Source organism: Paraburkholderia tuberum STM678 (assembly GCF_902833905.1).
In the GTDB taxonomy this organism is placed as follows: Bacteria; Pseudomonadota; Gammaproteobacteria; order Burkholderiales; family Burkholderiaceae; genus Paraburkholderia; species Paraburkholderia tuberum.
Window position 1 is genome coordinate 188,897 of record NZ_CADFGP010000002.1, and the last position, 22,864, is coordinate 211,760.

15 protein-coding genes are annotated in these 22,864 nt (G+C 63.3%); 14 read left to right on the forward strand and 1 reads right to left on the reverse strand.

Going from position 1 to position 22,864, the window contains the following annotated elements; genetic code table 11:
• Nucleotides 1-33: 33 nt before the first annotated feature.
• Nucleotides 34-1,197 carry a cystathionine beta-lyase gene (gene metC / locus HWY30_RS02540; RefSeq protein WP_090807998.1) on the reverse strand — a complete coding sequence of 388 codons (1,164 nt, stop codon included), beginning with the start codon at nt 1,195-1,197 and terminating at the stop codon, nt 34-36.
• 100 nt (nt 1,198-1,297) lie between these two features.
• On the opposite strand from metC, the gene HWY30_RS02545 reads away from it, so the two are divergent.
• From HWY30_RS02545 to HWY30_RS02610, 14 genes are all read left to right on the forward strand, one after another.
• Nucleotides 1,298-2,212, forward strand: a complete 915-nt coding sequence (locus HWY30_RS02545; RefSeq protein WP_090807995.1) for a LysR substrate-binding domain-containing protein — start codon at nt 1,298-1,300, stop codon at nt 2,210-2,212.
• 357 nt (nt 2,213-2,569) lie between these two features.
• Nucleotides 2,570-3,169, forward strand: a complete 600-nt coding sequence (locus HWY30_RS02550) for a cytochrome b (RefSeq protein WP_090807993.1) — start codon at nt 2,570-2,572, stop codon at nt 3,167-3,169.
• A 77-nt stretch (nt 3,170-3,246) separates the two neighbouring features.
• Nucleotides 3,247-4,698 carry a glycosyltransferase family 2 protein gene (locus HWY30_RS02555; RefSeq protein WP_090807992.1) on the forward strand — a complete coding sequence of 484 codons (1,452 nt, stop codon included), beginning with the start codon at nt 3,247-3,249 and terminating at the stop codon, nt 4,696-4,698.
• Nucleotides 4,699-4,911: 213 nt separating this feature from the next.
• A complete protein-coding gene (locus HWY30_RS02560) occupies nt 4,912-6,102 on the forward strand; it encodes an aromatic ring-hydroxylating oxygenase subunit alpha (RefSeq protein WP_090807989.1) in 1,191 nt (396 codons plus the stop codon).
• A 225-nt stretch (nt 6,103-6,327) separates the two neighbouring features.
• Nucleotides 6,328-6,453 (forward strand): hypothetical protein, encoded by a 126-nt coding sequence (locus tag HWY30_RS42425; RefSeq protein ID WP_260321012.1) that lies wholly within the window; start codon nt 6,328-6,330, stop codon nt 6,451-6,453.
• 70 nt (nt 6,454-6,523) lie between these two features.
• Complete coding sequence (locus tag HWY30_RS02570) at nt 6,524-6,958, forward strand: rubredoxin (RefSeq protein WP_090807985.1); 435 nt, start codon at nt 6,524-6,526, stop codon at nt 6,956-6,958.
• Nucleotides 6,959-7,379: 421 nt separating this feature from the next.
• Nucleotides 7,380-14,789 carry a beta strand repeat-containing protein gene (locus tag HWY30_RS02575; RefSeq protein WP_244144750.1) on the forward strand — a complete coding sequence of 2,470 codons (7,410 nt, stop codon included), beginning with the start codon at nt 7,380-7,382 and terminating at the stop codon, nt 14,787-14,789.
• 5 nt (nt 14,790-14,794) lie between these two features.
• Nucleotides 14,795-15,409: a tetratricopeptide repeat protein gene (locus tag HWY30_RS02580; protein ID WP_143037233.1), complete on the forward strand. Its 615-nt coding sequence runs from the start codon at nt 14,795-14,797 to the stop codon at nt 15,407-15,409.
• 218 nt (nt 15,410-15,627) lie between these two features.
• Nucleotides 15,628-16,236, forward strand: a complete 609-nt coding sequence (locus HWY30_RS02585; RefSeq protein ID WP_090807979.1) for a tetratricopeptide repeat protein — start codon at nt 15,628-15,630, stop codon at nt 16,234-16,236.
• A gap of 166 nt (nt 16,237-16,402) precedes the next feature.
• A complete protein-coding gene (locus tag HWY30_RS02590; protein ID WP_090807977.1) occupies nt 16,403-18,472 on the forward strand; it encodes a two-partner secretion domain-containing protein in 2,070 nt (689 codons plus the stop codon).
• Nucleotides 18,457-20,277 carry a ShlB/FhaC/HecB family hemolysin secretion/activation protein gene (locus HWY30_RS02595; RefSeq protein WP_244144751.1) on the forward strand — a complete coding sequence of 607 codons (1,821 nt, stop codon included), beginning with the start codon at nt 18,457-18,459 and terminating at the stop codon, nt 20,275-20,277. Before HWY30_RS02590 ends, HWY30_RS02595 begins: the two co-directional genes overlap by 16 nt.
• Before the next feature lie 19 nt (nt 20,278-20,296).
• Entirely contained in the window at nt 20,297-21,187 is an 891-nt protein-coding gene (locus HWY30_RS02600) for a peptidylprolyl isomerase (protein WP_090807975.1), read from the forward strand.
• A gap of 448 nt (nt 21,188-21,635) precedes the next feature.
• Nucleotides 21,636-21,992 (forward strand): hypothetical protein, encoded by a 357-nt coding sequence (locus HWY30_RS02605; protein WP_090807973.1) that lies wholly within the window; start codon nt 21,636-21,638, stop codon nt 21,990-21,992.
• 491 nt (nt 21,993-22,483) lie between these two features.
• Entirely contained in the window at nt 22,484-22,774 is a 291-nt protein-coding gene (locus HWY30_RS02610) for an H-NS histone family protein (protein ID WP_090810323.1), read from the forward strand.
• Nucleotides 22,775-22,864 lie beyond the last annotated feature (90 nt).

Below are 22,864 nucleotides of genomic sequence, written 5' to 3' on the forward strand. Positions count from 1 at the left end.
ACTCACTCATCCAGGTAAATTGAATTAAAAAATCTACGCAGCGGTTGCCCGGGCGCGTCCGAATGCGTCAAGACCGGCATTCAGATCCGCAAGCAGCATCGCCGGGTCCTCCAACCCGATCGAAAGGCGCACGATAGGCTGGTCGGTAAGCGGGAACGCACGCTCGGCCTGCAACGGGGCCGGGTAGTAGGCAGCGAGGCTATGCACGCCTCCCCAGCTCGCCCCGATGGGGAAATACTGGAGCGTATCGAAGAATGCGTTGAACGCGTCCTCCGCCGCGGGCTGGAGGATCAGGGAGAAGAGACACCCGCTGCTCGCAAAATCCCGCTTCCAGATGGCATGACCGGCATCGGACGGCAGTGCCGGGAACAGCACCTTGCTCACTTCCGGGTGACGTTCTAGTTCCCTCGCAATCTGCAGCGTTGAGGCGCTCTGGGCAGCGAAGCGGACCTTCAGGGTTTGCAGGCCGCGCATGACGAGGAAGCAGTCATCAGGGCTGGTCTGCTGGCCGAGAACGCTCTGCGTCTCGCGCAAGGTCGCGTAGTAATCCGCGTCGTTCATGCTGATGCAGCCCGCCAGTAGATCCGAATGACCACCAAAAAATTTCGTCGCGGCTTCGACGCTGAAATCCACACCATGTTCGAGCGGTTTGAAAGCGAGCGGGCTTGCCCAGGTGTTGTCCATCATCGTCAATACGCCGTGACGTTTCGCGACTTCGACGATCGCCGGAATGTCGGGCATCTCCATCGTCACCGTCCCCGGCGACTCCATGCAGATCATGCGGGTGTTGGGCTTGATGTACTTTTGAATCGCAGCCCCGATTGCCGGCGGATACAGTTCGACCTCGACGTTGAAGTGCGCCAGCCACTTATGCGCGAATGTCTTGAGCGCGCCGTAGCAGGCAGCGGACACCAGCAGGTGATCGCCGCCGCGCACGAAGCCCATCACGGTCGTCATCAGCGCGGATTGACCGGAAGGCGTCACCACGCAATGCGCGCCACCTTCGAGTTCGGCGATGCGGTGCTCCAGTTCACGAGCCGTTGGCGTTCCGGTGATGCCATAGCTGTAACCGTCCGGTTGCCGCTCCTTGCGGCGCGAAAACTCGGCCAGAGAATCGAATACAACTGTCGATGCCCGCATGACGGATGGGGACAGGCTGCGGAACGGCTGCGGCGCTTTCTGGGGATTGCTTGTCATGTTGCTCCCGGCGATGCCTCGTGGTGGATTGATGATCGAAGTTTACTTTTACCCGGGATTGCATCAACATCGGAAATAATTAGCTCAATAAGTATAGGTTATGCGGATCAGGGATATCGAAGTGTTCAGGGCGGTCATGAACGCAGGAAGCACGAGCAAGGCGGCGGCCCTGCTCGGCATTTCGCAACCGGCTGTCAGTCAGGCCATCAGGCGTCTGGAAACCATGGCGGACTTCGGCCTGTTCGAGCGGATACGCAGCCGGCTCGTTCCCACCCAGGAAGCCGTCGCCCTGATGCGTGAGGTTGACCTGTACTTTCGCGGATTTGAGGTCATCGAGCATCGAATCCGTAGTTTGCGCTCCTACGGATTGGGCCGGATGGCGATCGCCTCTCTGCCGGCACTGGGCACAGGCTTTCTGCCACGTGTCATTGCGGCGTTCGATGCCCCGTCCAGAAACGTGCAAATTTCGCTACAGGTGATGAGTTCGCGCGAAGTGCATGAGAAGGTCTCGGCTGGACAGGTGGATTTCGGCCTGATGTCCGACGAGATGTCGATGGCCGGCCTCGAACACTCGGTGTTCGCGCGTATGCGGGCTGTCGCAGTGATGAACTCGCATCATCCTTTGGCCACGCGTCCTGTCATCGCTGTTGCGGACCTGCCTGAATTTCCTTTCATCGCGCTGAATCCCGAAGACAGCACCAGGCTACGCCTGGAAACGCAACTCACGGCACGCGAAATCCGTCTCAAACCGGTCGTCGAGACGCCGTATTCGCACACGATCTGCGAACTGGCGCTCGCGGGAGTCGGTATAGGAATCGCTCATCCGCTCGTGACGTTGGACTTCGCCGAGCGGGGACTCGTCGTGAAGCCGATCGACATCGAGGTAATGTTCACAGGAGTGCTGGTGTTTCGCCCTGGTACCCCACTCACGGAAACCGCGAGGCAGTTCATGCGGCACATGAGAATGCAGCTCGAACGTGACCAGAAGGCGCTCAAAAGGGTGCTGGCGAATTGATCGGATAGAAATCGGACACGCTTGATCGCTACATCGCGCCTGGCCTCGTCACGTTCGACACCGCGTTCGAGCGACGGCTCGAACGCGCGCAAGCGCGAGGTGAACTCGATGCTGCCGGGCGTCCCGCGCTGATCTGCGGGACGCCAGCCAGAACATGGGCCAAAACACCAGCTAAAAAGCAGCCACGCGAGTGCGATTTGCGCGCGTGTCGTGCCTCCAAAGCTCGAAACAAACTGAAACACGCAGGTTAAGCGCTTTGCGGAATAAAACGGCACACTTGGGCGTTTGCCTGATACCAGTAGCGTCGATTTTCAAACAGCTTTCACGGCATTCATCGCCCTCGCGAACGGAACCCCCATGAACACCCAAGCGAATTCCCTGACCGATTCGACCGATGCCTCTCGCCCGCCGCGCTATACGCGCACCGCGATGACGCTGCACTGGCTGATCGCGTTGCTGATGTGCGTCAATGTCGTGCTCGCTCTGTCCGCTGATTCGCTGCCCGACGACTGGGTGCGTCCGGTGATCGACACACACAAATCGATCGGCATCACGGTGCTCGGGCTCGCGCTGCTGCGCATCCTGTGGCGCGTGTCGCACAAGCCGCCGCCGTTGCCGCGCGAGTTTCCGTCGTGGGAAAAGATTGCCGCGCACCTCGCGCACTTCGCGCTGTATTTGCTGATGATTGCGTTGCCGCTGTCCGGCTGGCTGCACGATTCCGCTTGGAAAGACGCGGCCACGCATCCGATGCAGTGGTTCGGCCTGTTCCAATGGCCGCGCTTCGGCTATGTGATGCATCTCGACCCGACGCTGAAAGAGACGTTGCACGATCGCTTCGGCGCGCTGCATGCGTGGCTCGGTTATGCGCTCTATGCGTTGCTGGCGATGCATATCGGCGGCGCGCTCAAGCATGAGTGGCTCGATCGCAAATCGGTGTTGAAGCGCATGACGCCGTGAAGCCGCCGCGTGTTTTTGATGGCGCGAACACAGCTTCGCCAACTAACCGCAACCCAGTTGAACCTGAAACACTCACCTTGAAGAAGACCCTAGAACAGGCACTCGCTGTCGCGTCGCCGCGCATTCTGCCGCGTCGCGCGACGCTATCGAGCACGCTGATCCATTCCAGCGTCGTCGTGCTGTGGGCACTGCTGTTCGCGCGAGCATTCTTTCTGCGTGGCGCGCTCGCGTGGTCGACCGGTATTGCGTATGTCGCATACGACACGTTGCTGCTCGCGTTCGTCACGTGGAAGTCGTTGCCGCTCACGCGCCGCGCGGCGCCGCTCGAAGCCGACCACGAACGGCGCGAGTTGCCGGCCATGGGTGTCATCGTCGCGTCGCGTAACGAGGCGGCCGTGTTGCCGGTCACGCTCGCCGCGCTGCTGCGGCAAACGCACGGCCCCGCGCAGATCGTGATCGCCGACGACGGCTCCACCGACGCCACCGCCGAGCTGCTCACGCAACGCTTCGGCCTCACGCCCGCCGCCGACGGCGTGCTGAGCGCGCCGAGCTCGCAGCATCCGAACCTGTTCTGGCTGCGCGTGCCGCACGGCGGCAAGGCCCGCGCGCTGAACGCCGCGATCACCGTGATGACGACCGGCACCGTGATGACCGTCGACGCCGACACGATGCTCGACGACGACGCCACCTACGCGATGCGCGCCGCGTTCGCGAGCGAGCCGTCGCTCGTCGCGGCAGCGGGCATTCTCGTGCCGGTCTGCGGCAAGTCGCTGTCGGGCCGCGTGTTCCAGTGGTTCCAGACCTACGAGTACATGCGCAACTTCATCGCGCGTTTCGCGTGGATGCGCGCGGACAGCCTGCTGCTGATCTCGGGCGCATTCGCGTCGTTCCGGCGCGATGCGCTCGTCGCGGTCGGCGGCTTCGATCCGCAGTGTCTGGTCGAGGATTACGAACTGATTCACCGGCTGCGCCGCTATTCGGTGGATCACGAGCTCGGCTGGGACGTGCGCGTGGTCGGCGAAGCGCATGCGCGCACCGATGCGCCCGACACCCTCGCAAGCTTTCTGCGCCAGCGCCGCCGCTGGTTCGCGGGCTTCCTGCAGACGCAGTACTGGAACCGCGACATGACCGGCAATCCGCGCTACGGTACGCTCGGCATGCTGATGCTGCCGGTCAAGGCGGTCGACACGATGCAGCCGATCTACGGCCTTACGGCATTCGCATTGCTACTCGGTTTTCTGTTCGGCGGACACGGGGCAATCGTCGTGTCGATCTTCAGCGTGATCGGCCTGAAAACGGCGATCGATCTGGCGTTTTACCTGTGGAGCATCCATCTCTACCGGCGCTGGACCGGCGAGCGCAGTGGCAACAGTCTCGGCATGGCGATGCTCGCGGCCGTTGCGGAGCCGTTCTCGTTCCAGCTCGCGCGTCACCTGGGCGCCGCGCTCGGCTGGCTGCATTTTCTGCGCGGCGGCCGCGCGTGGGGCGTGCAACGGCGCTCCGGGCTCGTCGCGGTCGACGAGGATTGAGCAGCTCGAAGTGCAGGTCAATGTTTCCGTAGGGCGGGTGTGGTAAAGGAAGCTCGTCACCCTGATGCGCGCTGCCGCGCAATGTGTGCTGCGATGCATCGCGCATGCCGGCGAAAGTGCCATGCGGCGGCTGCATCAAGTAGACTGATGAAGATGCCGCACTGCCCTGCAGCGCGGCAACCTTCCATCCGCTGGTGCACGGAGGCTTGACCTATGCATGCAGTTCCCCCGCTCGAACAGGAACAGGAATCCGCAGGCGCAACGCTCGCTGCCGCGCCTGCTCAAGCCACTCACGAGGCGCCGGTGCGCGATCTGCGCCGCGTCGCCATTCATCCGGATTACTGGTACCCACTCGCGTGGTCGCATGAAGTGAAGCGCGGCAAGACGCTCGGCGTGACCTTCGCCGGCGATCCGATCGTGCTCGCGCGCACCGGGAGCGGCAAAGTGTTCGCGCTGGAAGATCGCTGCGCGCATCGGCAGGTGCCGCTGCATCAGGGCGTGGTCGACGGCGAATCGATTCGCTGCGGCTATCACGGCTGGACCTACGACTGCTCGGGCAAGTGCATCGACGTGCCGTACCTAGGCCGCGAGCGTCTACCGAACGGTGTGCGCTCGTATCCGTGTCAGGAAGTGGAGGGGCTGATCTTCGTGTTTCCCGGCGACGCCGCGCTCGCGCAGGAGCGGCCGTTGCCGGGCTTTCGCTCGGTGTCCGACCCGAAGTACAAGACGCGCCGCTTCGGCCGTCCGGTCAAGTGTCATTATTCGTTCATGCACGAGAACCTGATGGACATGAATCATCAGTTCCTGCATCGCCGCCAGATGGGGCGCATGCGCGCGCGTTCGCTCGGGCGGCGGCGCGGTGAGGGCTGGGTCGAGGTCGACTACACGTTTGCGCGCATGGAGGGGCAGCAGCCGCTAGGCGAGGCGATGGTGTTCGGCGAGAGGCGCAAGACCGGTGGCTCCGGCGACAAAGACGTCATGACGATCCGCACCGAATACCCGTTCCAGACGCTGCAAATCCGCAACGACGAGCAGACGCTGGTGATGGACCTGTGGATCGTCTATGTGCCGCTCGACCGCGAGCAGCGCACCAACCGAACGTTCGGGCTGCTGTCGATCCGCAAGCCCGGCATTCCGGGTGTGATGAATCTCGCATGGCCGCTGCTGGTGTGGTTCACCGAACGCATTTTCAAGGAGGATCGCGAGATCGTCGAGGCGGAGCAGCGCGCCCACGATTCGCAGGGAGCGGACTGGAATCACGAGGTGTTCCCGGTCATCAACGACTTGCGCGCGCTGCTGCGCGAGTGCGGCGCGCCGGACCAGGTGGTCGGCGCGGGCACTGGCGATACGGCGGTGATCCGTTTCTGGGATTCGCGTCACGGCGATCCGCTCGCCAAGACCTGAGCGCGGCGCGGCGCGGATGTGTTCACCGGCGCCGCGCACCCCGTCCCGCCACGGCTTTCCCCCTCGCCTGGAATTAATCCATCTCCCCACGGTAGACAATGCGCGGCGCGCGAGCGGCGATAATATCGCCCGGTACTTTGATTGCGCGCGAGTTTGCGCCAATCGACATTCGTCGCGTCCGCACCCGTGTACCATTGCGCTTTTTCCGAACTTCAAGACTCGCTCGTGACCTCGCAACAAACCCCCACCAACTCGCGTAAATCCCTCACTTTGCTGCAGTTGCTTGGCCTGATCGGCGCCGCTGGCCTGATCGCCTCGATCGCGCTGAATCTGCTGGTCCACGCGCACTGAAGCAGCGCCCGCGTCGCGCGGGCGGCCATATGCCGGCGCGTCGCCGGCATTCTCGAGATTTTTGATTGCCATGTACAAGAAGGGCGTAGCCGTAGAAATCCAGTTTTCCCCCGAGCGGCTCAACGACGGCGCCGGCGATCCGTACTGGATCGATCTGACCCACGACGAAGCGCAGCGCCTGCTCGACAGCCTGAAGGCGCGGCTCGCGGGAACCGGTAGCGGCACGGTCGCGCCGCTCGTCGTGAGCCTCGATGCGACGGCGCGCACGTGCGCGGCGGATGCCGCTGCGACCGGTACGCCCGATGCGCCGTCGGCCGCGAACGTCGCCACAGCCGACGACTTCAAGCAATGGGTCTGCGTGATCTGCGGCTGGGTCTACGACGAAGCCGCAGGCGTGCCGGAAGAGGGCATCGCGCCGGGCACGCGCTGGGCCGATGTGCCGGCCGATTGGCGCTGCCCGCTGTGCGATGTGGGCAAGGAAGATTTTGCGCTGGTGGAGTTTTAAACGGCGGGCCGAGGCTCGCCTGATAAACCCGCTCTACGCCGTCCCTTCCGGATAATCCGCCCCCTCGCTCGTCGCGCACGACCGGGCATTCATCGCGAACTGCCCCGACGCGCTGTGCTGACAGGGTGCAGGAACGCGCCTTTCAATCAATGGGGCGCCCATTTCACTCACCCCGTTGCCGTGCGCTCCCGCGCACCGCGTTATCAGGATCGCCGGGACTGGCCATTTCCTACGCGCGAGCCGGTCGTGCCGCTTTTGCGCCACTCGCGCATGCGTTGATCGTTGCGGGCTGGTTCAAATCGCATCATTTCGCAGTCCATCTCAAAAAATCGCAGTCCAAATTTGACAATTCTTTAAAGAAATGGATCGCCCGTAGTGATAGATTGCGCGCCGGATGAACCGTTGCAGCTACATAAAAACAATGGCAAGAATCTCGCGCTTCTCACAACAACTCGCTGCACATGACGCGGCGTTTGCATGCCGCCGCTTCATCCGCCTGTCCGGGGAGCGGCAGGCCGTTGTCCGTCCGCTGTGGATGCGCACCACCGCCACCGTCATGACGGTGGTGATGTACTTCGCGCCCGCCGTGCTGCTGGCCGACCAGACCGCGCACGCCGCGCCCATTGTCGATCCGCGTGCGCCCGTCCAGTTCCAGCCCACGATTACGCAGACCAGCACGGCGATCCCTGCGGTTAATATTACCGCGCCGAATGCAAATGGCCTCAGCTCGAACCAGTACAGTTCGTTCAGCGTTGACAGTTCAGGCCTGGTGCTCAATAACAGCCTGGTCTCCGGCACGCCGCTGCTCGGCGGCACGCTCGGCGCAAATCCGAACCTGAACGGGCGCGCGGCCACCACGATTCTCAACCAGGTTAACTCGACCGCGCCCTCGACGCTGGCGGGCCCGCTCGAGGTGTTCGGGTCACCTGCCTCAATTATCGTAAGCAATCCAAATGGAATATCGGTCAACGGACTTTCCCTGACGAATGCCCCGGGCCTCGTGCTGACCACGGGGGTGCCGCAGTTCATCACCGGCCCGGGCGGCAGCGCCACCGGTTTCGCGAATGCGGGCGCGGTGGCGTACAGCGTTTCTTCGGGCAACGTGACCATCAACGGGCCGGCCGGGGTGAACGGGCCGGGTGCCGGCATCGATGGCACGGTGGGTAATATCGACGTGATCGCGCAAACGATCAACCTCAATGCGCCTTTGCGCGCCGACCAGCGTGTCAACCTGATTACGGGTAACCAGCTCGTCAGCCCGGGCGCGTTGGACGCAAGCGGTACGGCCTACGGCACGGCGTCGAACGGAACCGCCAACACCTCGGCTGCCATCGGCGGAAACGGCATCGCGATCGACGCGAGCCAGTATGGCTCCGTCACGAGTGGGCAGATCTTTATCGTCGCCACCGCAGCGGGGATGGGCGTGAACCAGCAGGGCGCGCTCGCGGCCACTGCCGGTAACGTCAATGTGAACTCGAACGGTGACATCACGGTGGGTTCAACCTTCGCGAACCAGAACGTCAACCTGGCAAGCGTCGGCAATACAACGATTTCCGGCGCGGGCCTTGCGAACCAGAACTATATGGTCGCGGCGAACGGCGACATCAACGCGACGGGTGCCGTCTCGGCCGGCCAGAACGTTACCCTGAATGCGGGCGGTGACCTGAACGCGGCATCGGTCGCGGCTGGCGCAAGTGCGAACCTGATCGCGGGCCAGTCGATGTCGCTGGGCTCCGTGTCGGCAAATGCACTCGATATCGAGGCAACGAACGGCAACCTGACACTCAACTCGGCCGTTACGGCGCCCGGCACGATCAGGGCGGTCGCGGGCCAGAACCTGACGGTCAACGGTGCCGTGCTGGGTGGCAGCACCGTCGCCCTGACTGGCGGCCAGAACGCGACCGTCAACGGTTCCGTCGCAGGCGTGGGCGACGTTTCGCTGGCTGCGCAGACGGGCACGGCGACTACCACCGGGGCAGTCACGACCAACGGGCAACTGGCGGTGGCCGGTCAGCAGGGTGTGAGCCTCGGCGGCACGGTGTCGTCGCAGGGCAATGCGACCATTACGTCCAGCGCCGGTAACGTTGACGTCGGCGGCTCGCTGTCGACCCCAGGCCAGATTGCCATCGCAGCCGGACAGGATGCGTCGGTGGCGGGCCAGGTTCACAGTGGCCAGAGCAGCACGATTACGGCGGCGCGCGATGTGACGCTCGACGGCGGGATGGAAGTCGACGGCACGGGCAACGCGTCGGTGAATGCCGGGCGCGACCTGGCCGGCAGCGGCGCGATCAGCGTGGCGAACAACACGGCGCTCACGGCAGGCCGCAACCTGTCGATGACGGGCGCGATCCAGACCGGCAACAACCTGGGCGCGACAGCGGCGCAGAACCTCTCGGTCGGTGCGACCACCGCGGTCGGCACCGAAACGCTCACGGCGGCCGGTGGCAGCGCGACGCTCGGCGGCAATGCGCTGTCGGGTGGCGACATGACCGTGACGGCCGGCACGGACGTGACGGCGCAGGGCAGTGTGCAGACGCTGGGCAACCTGAGTGTCAATGCGCAGGGTGGCAACCTCACCGCAACGGCACCGGTGTCGGCCGCAGGCAATGCGACGCTGAACGCCGGGCAGACCCTCGCACTGGGCGGCCAGGCCACCGTTTCGGGCGACACGACGCTCACCGGCACGGACATCACGACCCAGGGGCTGGCGGTCGGCGGCAACCTGACGGCGACCGCGCAGAACAGCCTGGATACGTCGGCGGGTCAGCTGGGTGCGGCCTTTGACGCAAACGCGCCCGCGCTCACGATCAACGGCAACGCGACGCTTTCCGGCGCGAATGTCACCACTGCCAATGCGGCGATTGGTGGCACCTACAGCGTCGCCGGCTCGACCAGCCTGACGACCGGCGGCACCGCTGCCTATCAGGGCGATGCGACGCTCGCCGGTGGGACGGTGACGAACGTCGGCCAGCAGATGGCGGCGGGCAACCTCACGGTGTCGGGTTCAACGGTGAACAATCAGGGTTCGCTGTCGTCGCTGCAGACGATGACGGTCAACGCGACGGACCTCGCGAACAGCGGCTCGATCTACGGCCCGACCACGAATCTGGGCGTGATGAACAGCACCACCAATACCGGCGCGCTGCTCGCAACGAATGCGCTGACGCTGACCACGAATGGACTCGATAACAGCAACGGGCTGATCTTCGCTGGCGATGTGAACAATCCGACGTCGGCGGTGGGCGACGTGACGGTCAACGTCAATGGCGGCAACGGCACGTTCAGCAACACGAATGGCCAGATCCTCGGACAGAACAGCCTGAGTGTGAATCTGCCGAACCAGGCGATCGATCCGTCGGCCGCCTCGATGGGTACACTGAACGGCGGCAGCGCGTTCAACCTGTCGGCGCAGGCGATCAGTAACACCGGCGCATGGACGCTGCCGGGCACGGCCGTGACCGTGACGGCCGCTCAGGGAATCACGAACAGCGGGACGATCAGTCAGGGCGCAGGCACGCTGGCGCTCAACGGTGCGGTGTCAAATTCCGGCACTGTCACGGCGAATGATGTGACGATCAACGGCTCGCTCGCGAACCAGACTGGCGCGACCGTGCAGGCAAACGACGCGTTCACACTGAACGGTTCGGGCGCCAACGCCGGCACCATCGAGGCGGTCAACACGCTGAACGTCAGCGGGTCGAGCTACGACAACTCGAACGGCACGACGCAGGCGGGCAACAGCAGCAGCCCGGCGGGCAGCGGCAATGTCAACGTCAACCTGTCGGGGGATCTGACCAATGCGGGCGGCACGCTGACGGCGACCAACGACCTCGCGATTACGGCGGCCAACGTCATCAACTCGGCGGCTGGAACCGGCGCGACGACCACGACCACCACGACGGTGGACAACCCCGGGCTTGCCATGGGGCTTATTGTCGGCTCCGACACGATTGACGAAGCTGTCTCCTGGGGGAGCAATGGCAACCGCTTCTGCTGCAATGTCTCCAGTCTTGGAACCAATCAGGTCACGCTGGCCGACGCGCTGTCGGTCGACGGCGTCGCCGATCCGACGTCGATTGACGCGATTCTGGGACCGAGATCGGGATGGCCGTCGAGCAATGTCAGCCCGCCCGTCACGAACGGCAATACGGTCACGTTCGTCGAGATTCCGACGGTCACGGGGACCTCGAACACCGGCAATTCCATCATCCAGAACCTCTGGTTCGTCCAGACGCCGGACAATGCCGCCCAGGCCATCGCGACAATCACGGTCGCATTGCCCAGCGCGACCGAGACGACCACGACCACCGGCGGCACCGCAGGCGGCACCTCGGTGATCGCTGCGGGCCACAATGTCAATATCAACGCCAGCAGCCTGAACAATCAGGGCGGCACGGTCAGCGCGGGCAACGATGCCAGTGTCAACGTCCAGTCGCTGAACAATGGCAGTTCGGTCTATACCTCGACGGTCACCGACTCGATCGATGTGGCTTCGATCAACAGTTTCCTGGCGCAGGCCCCATCAACGATATCGCTGTGGAACACGTTCAACGGTCCGAACGGTCTGAACGGCTGTCCGTTCGGCACGGCGGGTGACTGTATCGATCCGTCGGGCATCAAGCTTGCCGCGCCGGGAACGGTCACGCCCCTGTCCACGTCGTCCACCATGACCGTTCAGGGTGCTGCCGGGCAGATCGTCGCGGGCCACAACCTGAACCTGTCGGGTGGCGATCTGGTGAACGCCGGCACCCTGGCTGCCGGCAATGACGTGAGTATCACCGCGAACAGCTTCACGAACCAGGGGACGAACACCGGCACGATGACGACGACGGCTGGCTGTGCGGCCGGCTTCTCGGGGTGCTCGCCGGCGAGCACGACGAATCCCAATTCGCAGACCTACGCGTACCAGCAGATCAACGCCAACGTGACGGCGGGCCACGACATCGTGATCGCGGCGAATACCGTCAGTAACACATACGGCAATCTGGTGGCGGCCAACAACGTGGTGAACGGCGGCGCGGGCACCACGTCGACATCGCCGACCCAGGCCGCGAGCGTCACCAACACGTCTGGGGCGATTGCGGCGGGCAATGACGTCGATATCAATGCCGCGACACTTACGAACACCATTGCCGCACCCGTACAGGTTCATCAGAACTACGGCAGCGCGACTCCGTTCGGTGGTTGCGGACAGGACTGCGAGGCGTACGTCGATGTGCAGTCGGCCAACCCCGCGACGATCACCGCCAGCCACGACGTCAACCTGCAGGCGGGGGTGTTCAGCAACACCGGCAGTCTCGTTACCGCGCTGAACAACGTGACCATCAATGCGGCCAGCAGCGCGTCAAGTGACAACCAGTACCTGAATGCCTACTGGCATGCCAACCTGGTCAGCAACACGTGGGGCTGTGCGGGGGACGCGTCGCTATGTTCGACGCTGTATGGCAGCGCGTATTCGTCGGCCGACATCCAGGACCCGGCGGGGCTGCCGTCAGCAGTCGGCCTGCCCGACTTCGTGCCAGCGACGATCCAGGCCGGCAATACGCTGTCGGTGAATTCGCCGACGCTGACGAATACCGGTAACGTGATTGGCCAGACTGTTGCACTGTCCGGCTCGCAACTCGTGAACGGGCTGACGGATCCCAACGTCTATACGCCGCCGCCCGTCGTGACGGGGCAGGTGATCACGCTCGGGCCGCCGGCGGTGCCAGGCAGCGCGACGACGACTGTCAATGCCGCAGGGCAGGTGACGAATGCGAACGGCCAGCCGGTATCGGTGACCGGTTCGGCGGGGGTTCCCGCAGGTGTGCCGGTCGGTGTGCAGACCGTTGGCAAACCGGTTGTCCCGCCAGTACAGACGGTGACCGGGGGCGCAGCATCAACGCCTTCGTATCTCGTCAACAGTCCAGCCTCGCTGGTATCGGGTGACCTGTCGCCCGCGGCCCTGCTGGCCGCCTTGCCGGCGAGCCTCCAGCCGGGTACGACGCAGTTCTACTACGACCCGTACACGCAGGCGCAGCAGGTGGAGCAGGCGGCGCTGCAGGCGACCGGCAAGGCGAGCTTCTATAGCACCACCAGCGCGACCGACAGCACGAGCCAGGCGTCGATCAGCAACCAGGATACGCAGGCGCTCTATGGTGCCGCGCTGCAGTACGCCGAACAGAACAATGTGGCGCTCGGCACCCAGCTGAGCGCGGCACAGCTCGCGCTCGTGAATGCGCCGATGCTCTGGTATGTCGAGCAGACCGTGCCCGAGCCGGGCTGCACGGCCACCGGTAGCGGCGCGTGCCCGACCGTGCAGGCGTTGATGCCGGAAGTGCTGCTGCCGCAGAACTATGCGGCCGTGAACGCGGATGGGGAGATCAGCGGGACGAACGTCACGCTGGACTACGCCAGCAGCATCCTCAATACCGGGACGGTCAACGCGCAGAACCTGACGGTCAACACCGGCACGCTGACGAACGAAGAACGTTCCGTGAACGTCGGCACGATCTACCAGTATCAGGCGGAGCTCGACGGCAACATCACCCAGACGACCGGTACGGTCGTGCAGCAGGGCGGCTTCATGTCGGCCGCGAACTATGACCTGAATGCGCAGGCGATCAACCAGATTGGGGGCGCACTGCAGCAGGTCAATGCGGACGGCAGCGTCGATGTGGCGGGCACCCAGGCGCTGCTCGCCAGCCTGCAGAACCAGCTGGGCGGCAACTTCACGCAAAGCACGGTCAGCGATAACCTGACGACGACGGTGATGTACCAGCCGTCCGCGTTCGATAACGTCTTCATGATGACAGTTATCGTCGGGATGGCGATCATGTCAGCGGGTGCCGCTTCCGCAGCCATCGGAGTTGCTGCGGGCGCCACGGCAGGCTCTGGATCGGCATTCGCAGCGGCCGGCGGCGGTATCGCAGCTGGCGTGGGTAATACGGCGCTCTCGGCTGCGATAGGTGGCATGGTCAGCGATTCGCTGGAGCAGGAGGCGTTCGGTAACGGGAGCTTCAATGTCGGTCAACTGTTCGAGGCAGGGGCGACGGCGTTCCTCACCGCGGGGCTGACCAACGGCATCACGTATGCGAACGGTGCGCTCGGCTTCACGACACAGGCGTCATCGAACAGTCTGGCGGCACTGGCGGGGGTGCAGGCCGTCGGTGGCGTGGTGGTGCCGACGGCGACACAGGCGGCAGAGGATCCGCTAGTCGCGGGTTTTGCGCTGGCGGCCGTGACAGGGATTCAGGCAGGGGCGCAGACGGCGATCGAGGGCGGCAGTTTCCTGACCAACCTGCGCGACGATGCCGTCAGTAACGTGGCGGCGTCGGCGAACTACGGGATTGGCGACCTGTTTGGTCCGAACAGTACCGATCCGGACATGCTGGCCAGTGTCGCGAGCCATGCGGTGCTCGGCTGTGCAGCGGGTGCGGCCTCGGGTGAAGGCTGCGGTGGCGGTGCCGTGGGTGGTGCCGTGAGCGCGGCGCTCTCGCCGGGCTTCGTGAGCGCGATGGACCCGAGTGGGGCAGATCTCAATCAGGGGCAGCAGGCGGTGCTGGCGGCGTTCGCAACGGCGATGGGGGGCGGTGCGGCGGTCCTGACGGGTACGAACGTGCAGGGCGCGATCAGTGCGGCGCAGAGCGAGGCACTGAACAACGCCGGTGGAGCTAAGCACATCCTTTGCTTGCTGTGCGCTATCACGTCCTTTGCCGATGGTCCTACTATTAATGATGATCCTAGTTGGGGGCAGACACTGCCTTCGGATGCGTTGCAGGAGGAATTGAAGGACAATGTTGAGCCCTTGGTTCAGCCTCCGATTTTCACGCAAGGACCTCCTAAAAAGTGAAGGACATGAGCAATCGCAAAGGTAACGTTTCCGTCGAGTGGACGGAATGGCATAAGGAACCCAACACTGCGGGGCTGGAGCAGGCGGGAGCAATTCAAGATTTTGCCGGAGCTGAAGCAGCGTACAAGCAACTCATTAACCAAGGCTCGATATTGAGCATGGTGAATTTGGCGCGTTGGTATGAGCTTCGCCCCAAAGACGACGGGGGGGCGGACTTCGAACAGGCCGAGATCTGGTATCAGAGAGCGATTGAGGCTGGATCGGCTGTGGCGACGCTCCCCGTCGGCTATTTTTATTTGCGACGTAAAGACTATGAAAAAGCGCGGTCTGTATTTTTGATTGGTAAGGAGCGAGGTTACGCACCGTCCATTCTTAGACTCGGAGACTTGTATGCTAAGGGGTTGGGTGTTCAACAAAATTACGACACTGCACAGGATTTATTCAAGCGGGCCGCTAAGATGGGAAATATCTGGGCAAAACAGACGGTTGCGGTTTTGAATATGAGGCGAAGTAAAAATGTAGTCGAAAAAATTCTTGGATCGATAATGATTGGATTGTCGAATCTAGAATTTAAATATCAAAATTGGCGCGAGCCGCGTAGCGAAAAATTGAAAAAATAGTGATCAACCGAGATCTTGGAATGCTTTGACTGCCGGACACATTGAAGGTCTCACATCTCCACTGGCTCATTGCCGAAGAGGCAAGTTCTCGCGTGGGTATTGCGGATGCGATGCGCTACGGTCTTGTCTCGCAAAGATGAATTGAAAGAAAGTGTTGAACCCATCGTTGTACCGGGTGCCAGTGTGGTCCAGAAACCTCCAAAGTGAAAAAATGTGGCATGAAGAAGAAAGCAATCTCTCAGGAAAGGCTGGAATGGGATCTGGAGCCTGATGAAGAGGGACTTGTAAAGACAGCTAGTATCGCTGATTCGAATGAAAGGGAGCGCCACATCAAAGATCTCGTTGCAAGGGGATCGATCCTGAGTATGTTAAATCTCGCTCACTTCTACGAATATAGGCGTGCGAAAAATGGCGGACCTGATTTAGTCTCTGCGGAAGCGTGGTACCAAAAGGCTGTCGAGAGTGGTTCCGCCGTCGCAACCTTCAACGCTGGCTATTTTTACTTGCGCCGAAAGAATTACGAGAAGGCCCGTGAAATATTCTCGGTTGGCATGGACCGTGGCTATGCGCCTGCCATCGTTCGGCTTGCGGATTTGTATGTTCACGGATTGGGAGTCGAGAAAGACTATGACCGCGCGAAAGAGTTGTATAAACGGGCTGCCAAAAATGGGAACCTTTGGGCCAAAGCCGCTCTCGGAGCGATGACTGCCAGTCTCGCTAGTAGTGTTTGGGTGAGATGTAAAGGGTATGTGATGGTCGCACTTGCTGGCATTCAAATTAGATTTCAAAAATGGCGCGAGCCGCTTAGTGAGAGATTGAAAAAATAAGAACTTAAATGTGGCAGAAGATCGATCACGTTTCCCGATCGTTGCTTCACGGGCGGTTTTTTGATGCTGGGCCGATGTGGGGTTTCGGGCTGCGGGGGCTTGGCGATCAACAGGGGCGGTTTCGGCCAATGCAGTGCGACAACCCGGTTCTGAAGAAAAAAGAAAGATGCAGAAAACAACAAAGCTAGCGCGGCGTGGCGTGCTGCGTCCGCTGTGCCTCGCAGTTGCTCTCGCACTGACAATCCCGGGCGCATATGCGGCCGGGATTGTCGCTGACGGCGGCACCGCGACAATCGTCTCGACCGCAGCAAACGGCCACCAGACCGTGTCGATCGCGCCGGCGGTGGGCGGCGTGTCGAACAACACGTACCGCTCGTTCAACGTTTCGGCAGCGGGCGCGGACCTGAACAACGTGGGTATCAACGCGGGCACGATCGTCAACCAGGTGACGAGCACGAATCCGTCGCTGATCCAGGGGGCGGTCAGCGTGCTGGGACCGCGCGCGAATGTGATTCTGGCGAACGCGAACGGCATCACGGTCGATGGCGGCAGCTTCGTGAACGCTGGACACGTCGTGCTGTCGACGGGGCAGGTGAGTTTCAATGACGTGACGCTGGCCCCCGGCGTCACGCAGCGCAACGTCGTGCTGACGACGAACGGCGGCACGATCACGATCGGTCCGGGCGGCCTGGGGAACCTGAGTGACGCGATGGTCAATCTCGATCTGATCGCAAAACAGCTGGTTGTGAACGGACAGGTGACAAATCCCTATACGAGTTCGACGGGCGGCATCCGGGCGATCGTCGGGAACGGCACCAACACCTATGACACGAGCTTTTCGGCGGGCGACAACGGCCACGACTGGCTCGCCAGCTCGACCTCGCCCGGCACGAACAGTTCGGGTATTGCGGTCGATATTACGGCGCTGGGTGGCCTGACGGCCGGGCGGGTCGAGCTGATCGTCACCGACAGGGGCGCAGGCGTTCGTAATCTTGGGACGCTTTATGCGACGGCGGGCGACGTCGTGGTGTCGGCGAATGGCGATGTTGGTGTCATCGATGGCCTCGTCAAGGCCGCAGGCAATGTCAGCCTTTCGACTTCAGGTGCATTGTCGCTGAAGGGCGCACAGGTCAGCGCAGCAAATAATGTGACGGTCAACGCGAACGGCATCACGCTGGCCGACGACGCGACCGGCCCGTCGATCCTGAGCGCAGGCAATGCGATGAACCTGACCAGCGCGGGCGACATTGCGAACACGGGCAGCCAGATCCAGGCCGGCACCGTGGCAGAGGATGGCACCCTGAGCGGCAACGGTCTGACATTGAATGCGACCGGCAGCATCATCAACCGCTCGACGCCAGAGAACCTCGGGATCATCTTCGCGGCTGGCGGTGTCCTGTCGCTGAACGCCGCGGGTGACATCACCAACGACAACGCCCGGATACTCGGCAACCAGGGCGTGAACCTCACCGCGCAGGGCGACGTCTCCAACATCATCGACCACACGGACGGCACGGATAACGGCCAGCCGGTCGCGTATTCGCACACGGGCGGCAGCTTCCTGTTCTTTACGCATACCACGAGCGGCTTCGATGTCGACTACGGCAGCGTCGACCAGCCCGACCAGCTGGCGCTCATCGCGTCGGACAGCGGCCCGGTCACGATCTCCGGCCGCAACGTGTCCAATAGCGGCGGCCTGATCCAGTCGAACGACGGCGCTATTTCGATCAACGCGCAACAGGCCTTCACCAACGCAGCCGTGTTTGCTGGCCAGGCGAGCTATGCGCAGAGCTGCTGGATCTTCTGCCACGCGAACGCGTCGAGTAACGTCACCGCAAATGGCGGCACAATCCAGACCGGCGGCAGGATCGCGATTACGGCAGGAACGAGCGCGAGCAACATTGGTGGCACCGTGCTTGCCGGCGGCGACCTCAGCGTCACCGCGCCCGTTACTTACGCGCAGGGCGTCACCGGTTATTCGGCGATCAACCAGGATCGCGGCTTCAAGGCATTTTTCGGTAGCACCTGGGCACAGATCCTTGCGACCGATGTGGGTGGCGGTTTCACGGCCGATGGCCTGATCACGCTGACGGGCGACGCGATCATTGATGGCGGCTACATTTCGGGCGGCAAGGGAGCCAGCGCCACCGGCGGCATCACCACCGTGCGTGCACCGTCCAGCACACCGGTGCAGATCGGCCAGCATCTGGGCCTGACGACATGGGGGTGGTACTGATGCGGGAGACGTTCAACCCGCAGCAGTGGATTCCCGTGCTGGCGCTGACAGGTCTTGCAACCCTGATCCTGTCAGGCCCGCCAGCCCTCGCCCAGACTGCACCCCGCCCGGTCCAGGATCCGGCGCAACAGCTCATCGACCAGCAACGCGAGCGCGCACGGCAGCAGCAACTGAACCAGCCGCCCGCATCCATTACATTGCCGGCGTCAGAGGCGGAGACCACGCTGGACATTCCGCCGGATACGCCCGTCGACCAGATCGCCGAAACGGGGCCGACTTTCCAGGTCAACCGGATCGTGCTGGCCGGACCGAACGGCAGCCCGCTCGCGAACCCGACCCGGGTGCCGCAGGCGACGCTCGATGCAATCATCGCGCCGTTCACGGGGCATGCGCTGGGCTCGCACCGGATCAATGTGCTGCTCAAGCGACTGACCGATGCGTTGGTGTCGGCGGGCTATGTAACCACGCGTGCCCTGCTGGGGCCGCAGAACCTTGGTACGGGCACGCTCACGGTGACCGTGCAGGTGGGCCGCATCGAGGCGTTCACAGTGAACGGCCAGCCCATCCGGCGCCTTTCGAAGGACCCGACGTCGGCTGGTGGAGGCTGGCTGACCGACGCCGGCTACCAGAACGCTTTTCCAGCGTCTCCGGGCGATCCGCTCCGGCTCGCGGATCTCGACCAGGGCGTGGCGCAGATCAACCGCCTGCGCCGCAACCAGGCGCAGGTGCAGATCCTGCCGGGCCAGAGTCCGGGCGAGTCAGTGGTTGCGATCGCGAATCAGCCCGGCGACCGTCTGTCGTACACGCTGGGCGTCGACAACTACGGCAGTTCCGCGACCGGCGTTACCCGCTACCGGGCCGGGGTCGAAGCCGACAACGTGCTCGGGTTGCAGGAGTCGCTCAGCCTGAATTTCATCGACAGTCTGGAGAGCAACGCGCTCGTGGGCTCGTTCGCGGTGCCGTTCGGCCGTCACTCCTTCAGCTACACGCTGGCTGATTCTGAATACCAGCAGGTGATCGGCACGACGGCGCTGGAGTACGGCCGTACGCTGAGCCATATTTTCGGCTGGAACTACGCACTCGATCTGAGCCAGGCGGGCGCCACGAATATCGACGCGACGCTGTCGTGGCGCCGCACCGATCGCGAGGTGAACAACATCGACCTCGATCCGCAGCGTGTGGCGGTATTGCGGGTGGGCGGCAACTGGCTGCGCAAGTTCGTGCTGAACGACGCACCGGGCAACGTCACGCTCGATGCGGGTATTTCGCAGGGCCTGCCGTGGCTCGAAGCGGACCACGACGCACATGACATTACGCGCGACGACGCGCACAGCCAGTTCACCAAATTCGATGCGACCGCGACTTTCACGGTGCCGCTGCCGAAGATGGGCAGTGCGGCGTTCGCCTATCGTGGCGTGCTGGGTGGCCAGTACACGAATATGGCGCTGTTCGGCTCCGAGCAGCTCTATCTGGGCGGCATGGACACCATTCGCGGGTTCCGTTCCGGCGAGATCGTCGGCGACCGGGGCTTTTACTCGCGCAACGAGATCGCGTGGGTCAACACACCGGCCTGGCACGACGGACGGATCGAGCCGTACGTGTTTCTCGACGCGGGCAAGGCGAGCCTCATCGCGGTGCCGGGCTTCCCGACGCTGGCCGGTGTCGGCGCCGGTCTGCGCGCGCAGTGGCAATGGCATGCGCGGATGGTGTCGGGCGAGGTGACCGTCGGCCGCGCCCTGAGCCAGCCTGCCAGCCTGGGGCCGCGTGCGACGCTCGTGCTGGCCACCGCCAATCTCAACTTCTGAAGATGGAAAAGGAAATCCTATGTCTTTCACGACCACCACGATCCGCGCGCTGTGCGTAACCGCTTTCGCCTCCGTCGCGCTGGGCACGGCCATGCCGACACTGGTGCACGCTGCCGGTGCGGCTGCGCCGTCGGCCAGCAGTGCACTGCCTGCCGGCACGGTGGCCATCGTCAACGGCGTGGCGATCCCGCAGGCGCAGCTCGACGAGGTAGTGCGCGTCGCCGTGCAGACATCACGCCAGCCTGATACGCCGCAACTGCGGCAGGCGCTCAAGGCGCAACTGATTACGCGTGAACTGTTCCGCCAGGGTGCCGAGAAGGGGCGCTACGATACGAAGCCCGAAGTCCTGCAGGCGATGAGTGCCGCGAAGCTCAACGCGGAAACGCAGCTTTATCTGAGGGACAACATTCACCCCGAGCCCGTCACGGATGCGCAGGTGAAAGCGCGCTATGACGCGATCGTCGCGTCGCTCGGCAAGGAAGAATACAAGCCGCGCCTCATCGCGGTGGCGGACGACGCGACCGCGAAAACCGTGCTGGCGGCGCTGAAGTCCGGCACAGCGTTCGACGCATTGGCGCGCCAGTACAGCGTGGCACCGAGCAAGGCGGCAGGCGGCGAGCTGCCGTGGGTCGGCTTCAAGACACCCCTGACCGAGGGCAACACGCAGGGGCTGCCGCTGCCGGTCGCGCAGGCGATCACGCAGTTGCCTGCGGGCGGCGTCACACCGGCAGCGATCCCGGCAGGCAATGCGCGTGTGATCGTGAAGCTTGAGGCGAAGCGGCCCACCCAGGTGCCCGCGTTCGATCAGGCGAAAGAGACGATCCGGCAGCAACTGCAGGCGCTGGCGCTGGAAAAGGCCGCTGCGCAGTTCACCGGTAGCCTGATGAAGAACGCGACGATCCAGCAGTGAAGTCCGGTAAGCGCCAGAAGCGTCATGCAGCGTCGGGAGGGAACAATTCCCTCCACGTCGCTGCAGCGCGATCAACGTTCAGGAAACGTTGGAACAACATGCTGATACGACGAACCCTGCCGGCAATCTGTGGCGCAATTGTCCTGCTGGACCCGGGCACCGCTGCGCTCGCCGTCTACCGGGAAGAATGGCTGAACGCACGCCAACTGGCTCAGACCGACGCGGCGGCAGTCCACGCGCGGTCTGCCGCGCGGGTGCCCAATCATGGTGTGCAGGGCCGGTCCAGATCGACCGCCGTCAGTGCGGCAGGGCGGTCGAATCATCAGCCACGATCAGCCTCGTCCGACCCGATTGCGGCTTTTGCCGTGAATCGCCAGCCCAGCCGGTAGATGAAATGACAAACGCACGTCGCCCAACCGCAGTGAGCCGGGCCGCCGTAATCGGGAGCATGGTGCCCGGCACGCGCTACGCGCTGCACCAGATCACGAAGCGCGTCGACGGCAGTATTCCCAATGTCCAGGCAGCACTGGCAGATTGCGTCGCGCGAGGAGTACTCAGGAAAGCGATGTCCGGCAAGCGCGCCGTCTACTGGGTTCCCACGGAAGAGGAAATCCAGAACGAACAGCCGGACGCGAAGCGGTATGCGTCGCCGCAGGCGACCCTCCAAGGATACGAGGCGACGATGCGCCGGTTTCAGGATCTCTGCATGGCGACGCGGCCGCCGCGCCCGGCGGGTCAGACCATCCGGTCTGTGATCGGGCCGATGCAGAAGGCTCCGGTCCGTCCGGATGAGGCGGACGCCTGAGACCGCGTTGCTGACCAGCACCGATGCAGAACCGGATGCCAACCAGAGGAGGAAACCAAAATATGTCGTCTCACCGTTCGCCGTCGAACGGAATTGAAGTCCCGATACTGGCAGGTGCCGCCGCGTTTCTTGGTTTCTGCTTCTGGATCGCGCAGATTTCCGGTGCCAGTCTGGCCTCGGTGATGAAGTCCGCCTTTGGGCTGATCGGGCTGGCTGTCGTGGTCGGCGGTGCCCTGTGGTGGCTGAAGGACTATTTCTTCATCGGTGCGGCGTTCTATCTGGTGGTCGGCTGGCGCGTTGTGTGGCCGGTGCTGGACAGCATCGCCGCAGGCGGCCACGAGGGAGAAGACTGGCCGTTGATGCCATACGAGAATACGTTCATGGCCAGCGGCTGGCTGAATTGGAGTGTCGAGTCGATCCTGATAGCCGTGTTCATCTACGGGATCTCCCGGCGCGGCCGCGACTCGTATTACGCTAGACGAGGGCACATCATGACAACATATCGCGAACTCAAGAAGCAGATTGCTGCACTCACAGACCATGCCAACGCCGTGCGCGCGACGGAATTCCTGAGTGTCGTGAATGAAATCCGGGCGATGGTGGCCGAGTACGGCATCACGGAGAAGGACATCTTCCCCGCTCACCGCGGCCGGCCGCGAAAACATCAACCTCGGCCTCCGAAATACCGCGATCCGCAGACCGGTGCCACCTGGTCGGGCCGCGGCAGGCCGCCGGCGTGGATCAGGGGGAAGACGCGGGAGCGCTTCGAGATCAAAGGCTGAACGCCAGCCCCATTCTCACGGCGGCGCAGTGGCCCCCAGCCGAGCCTCCACCGGGCGGCGATGGCCCCGCGCGAACGCGCGTGGCGCTGC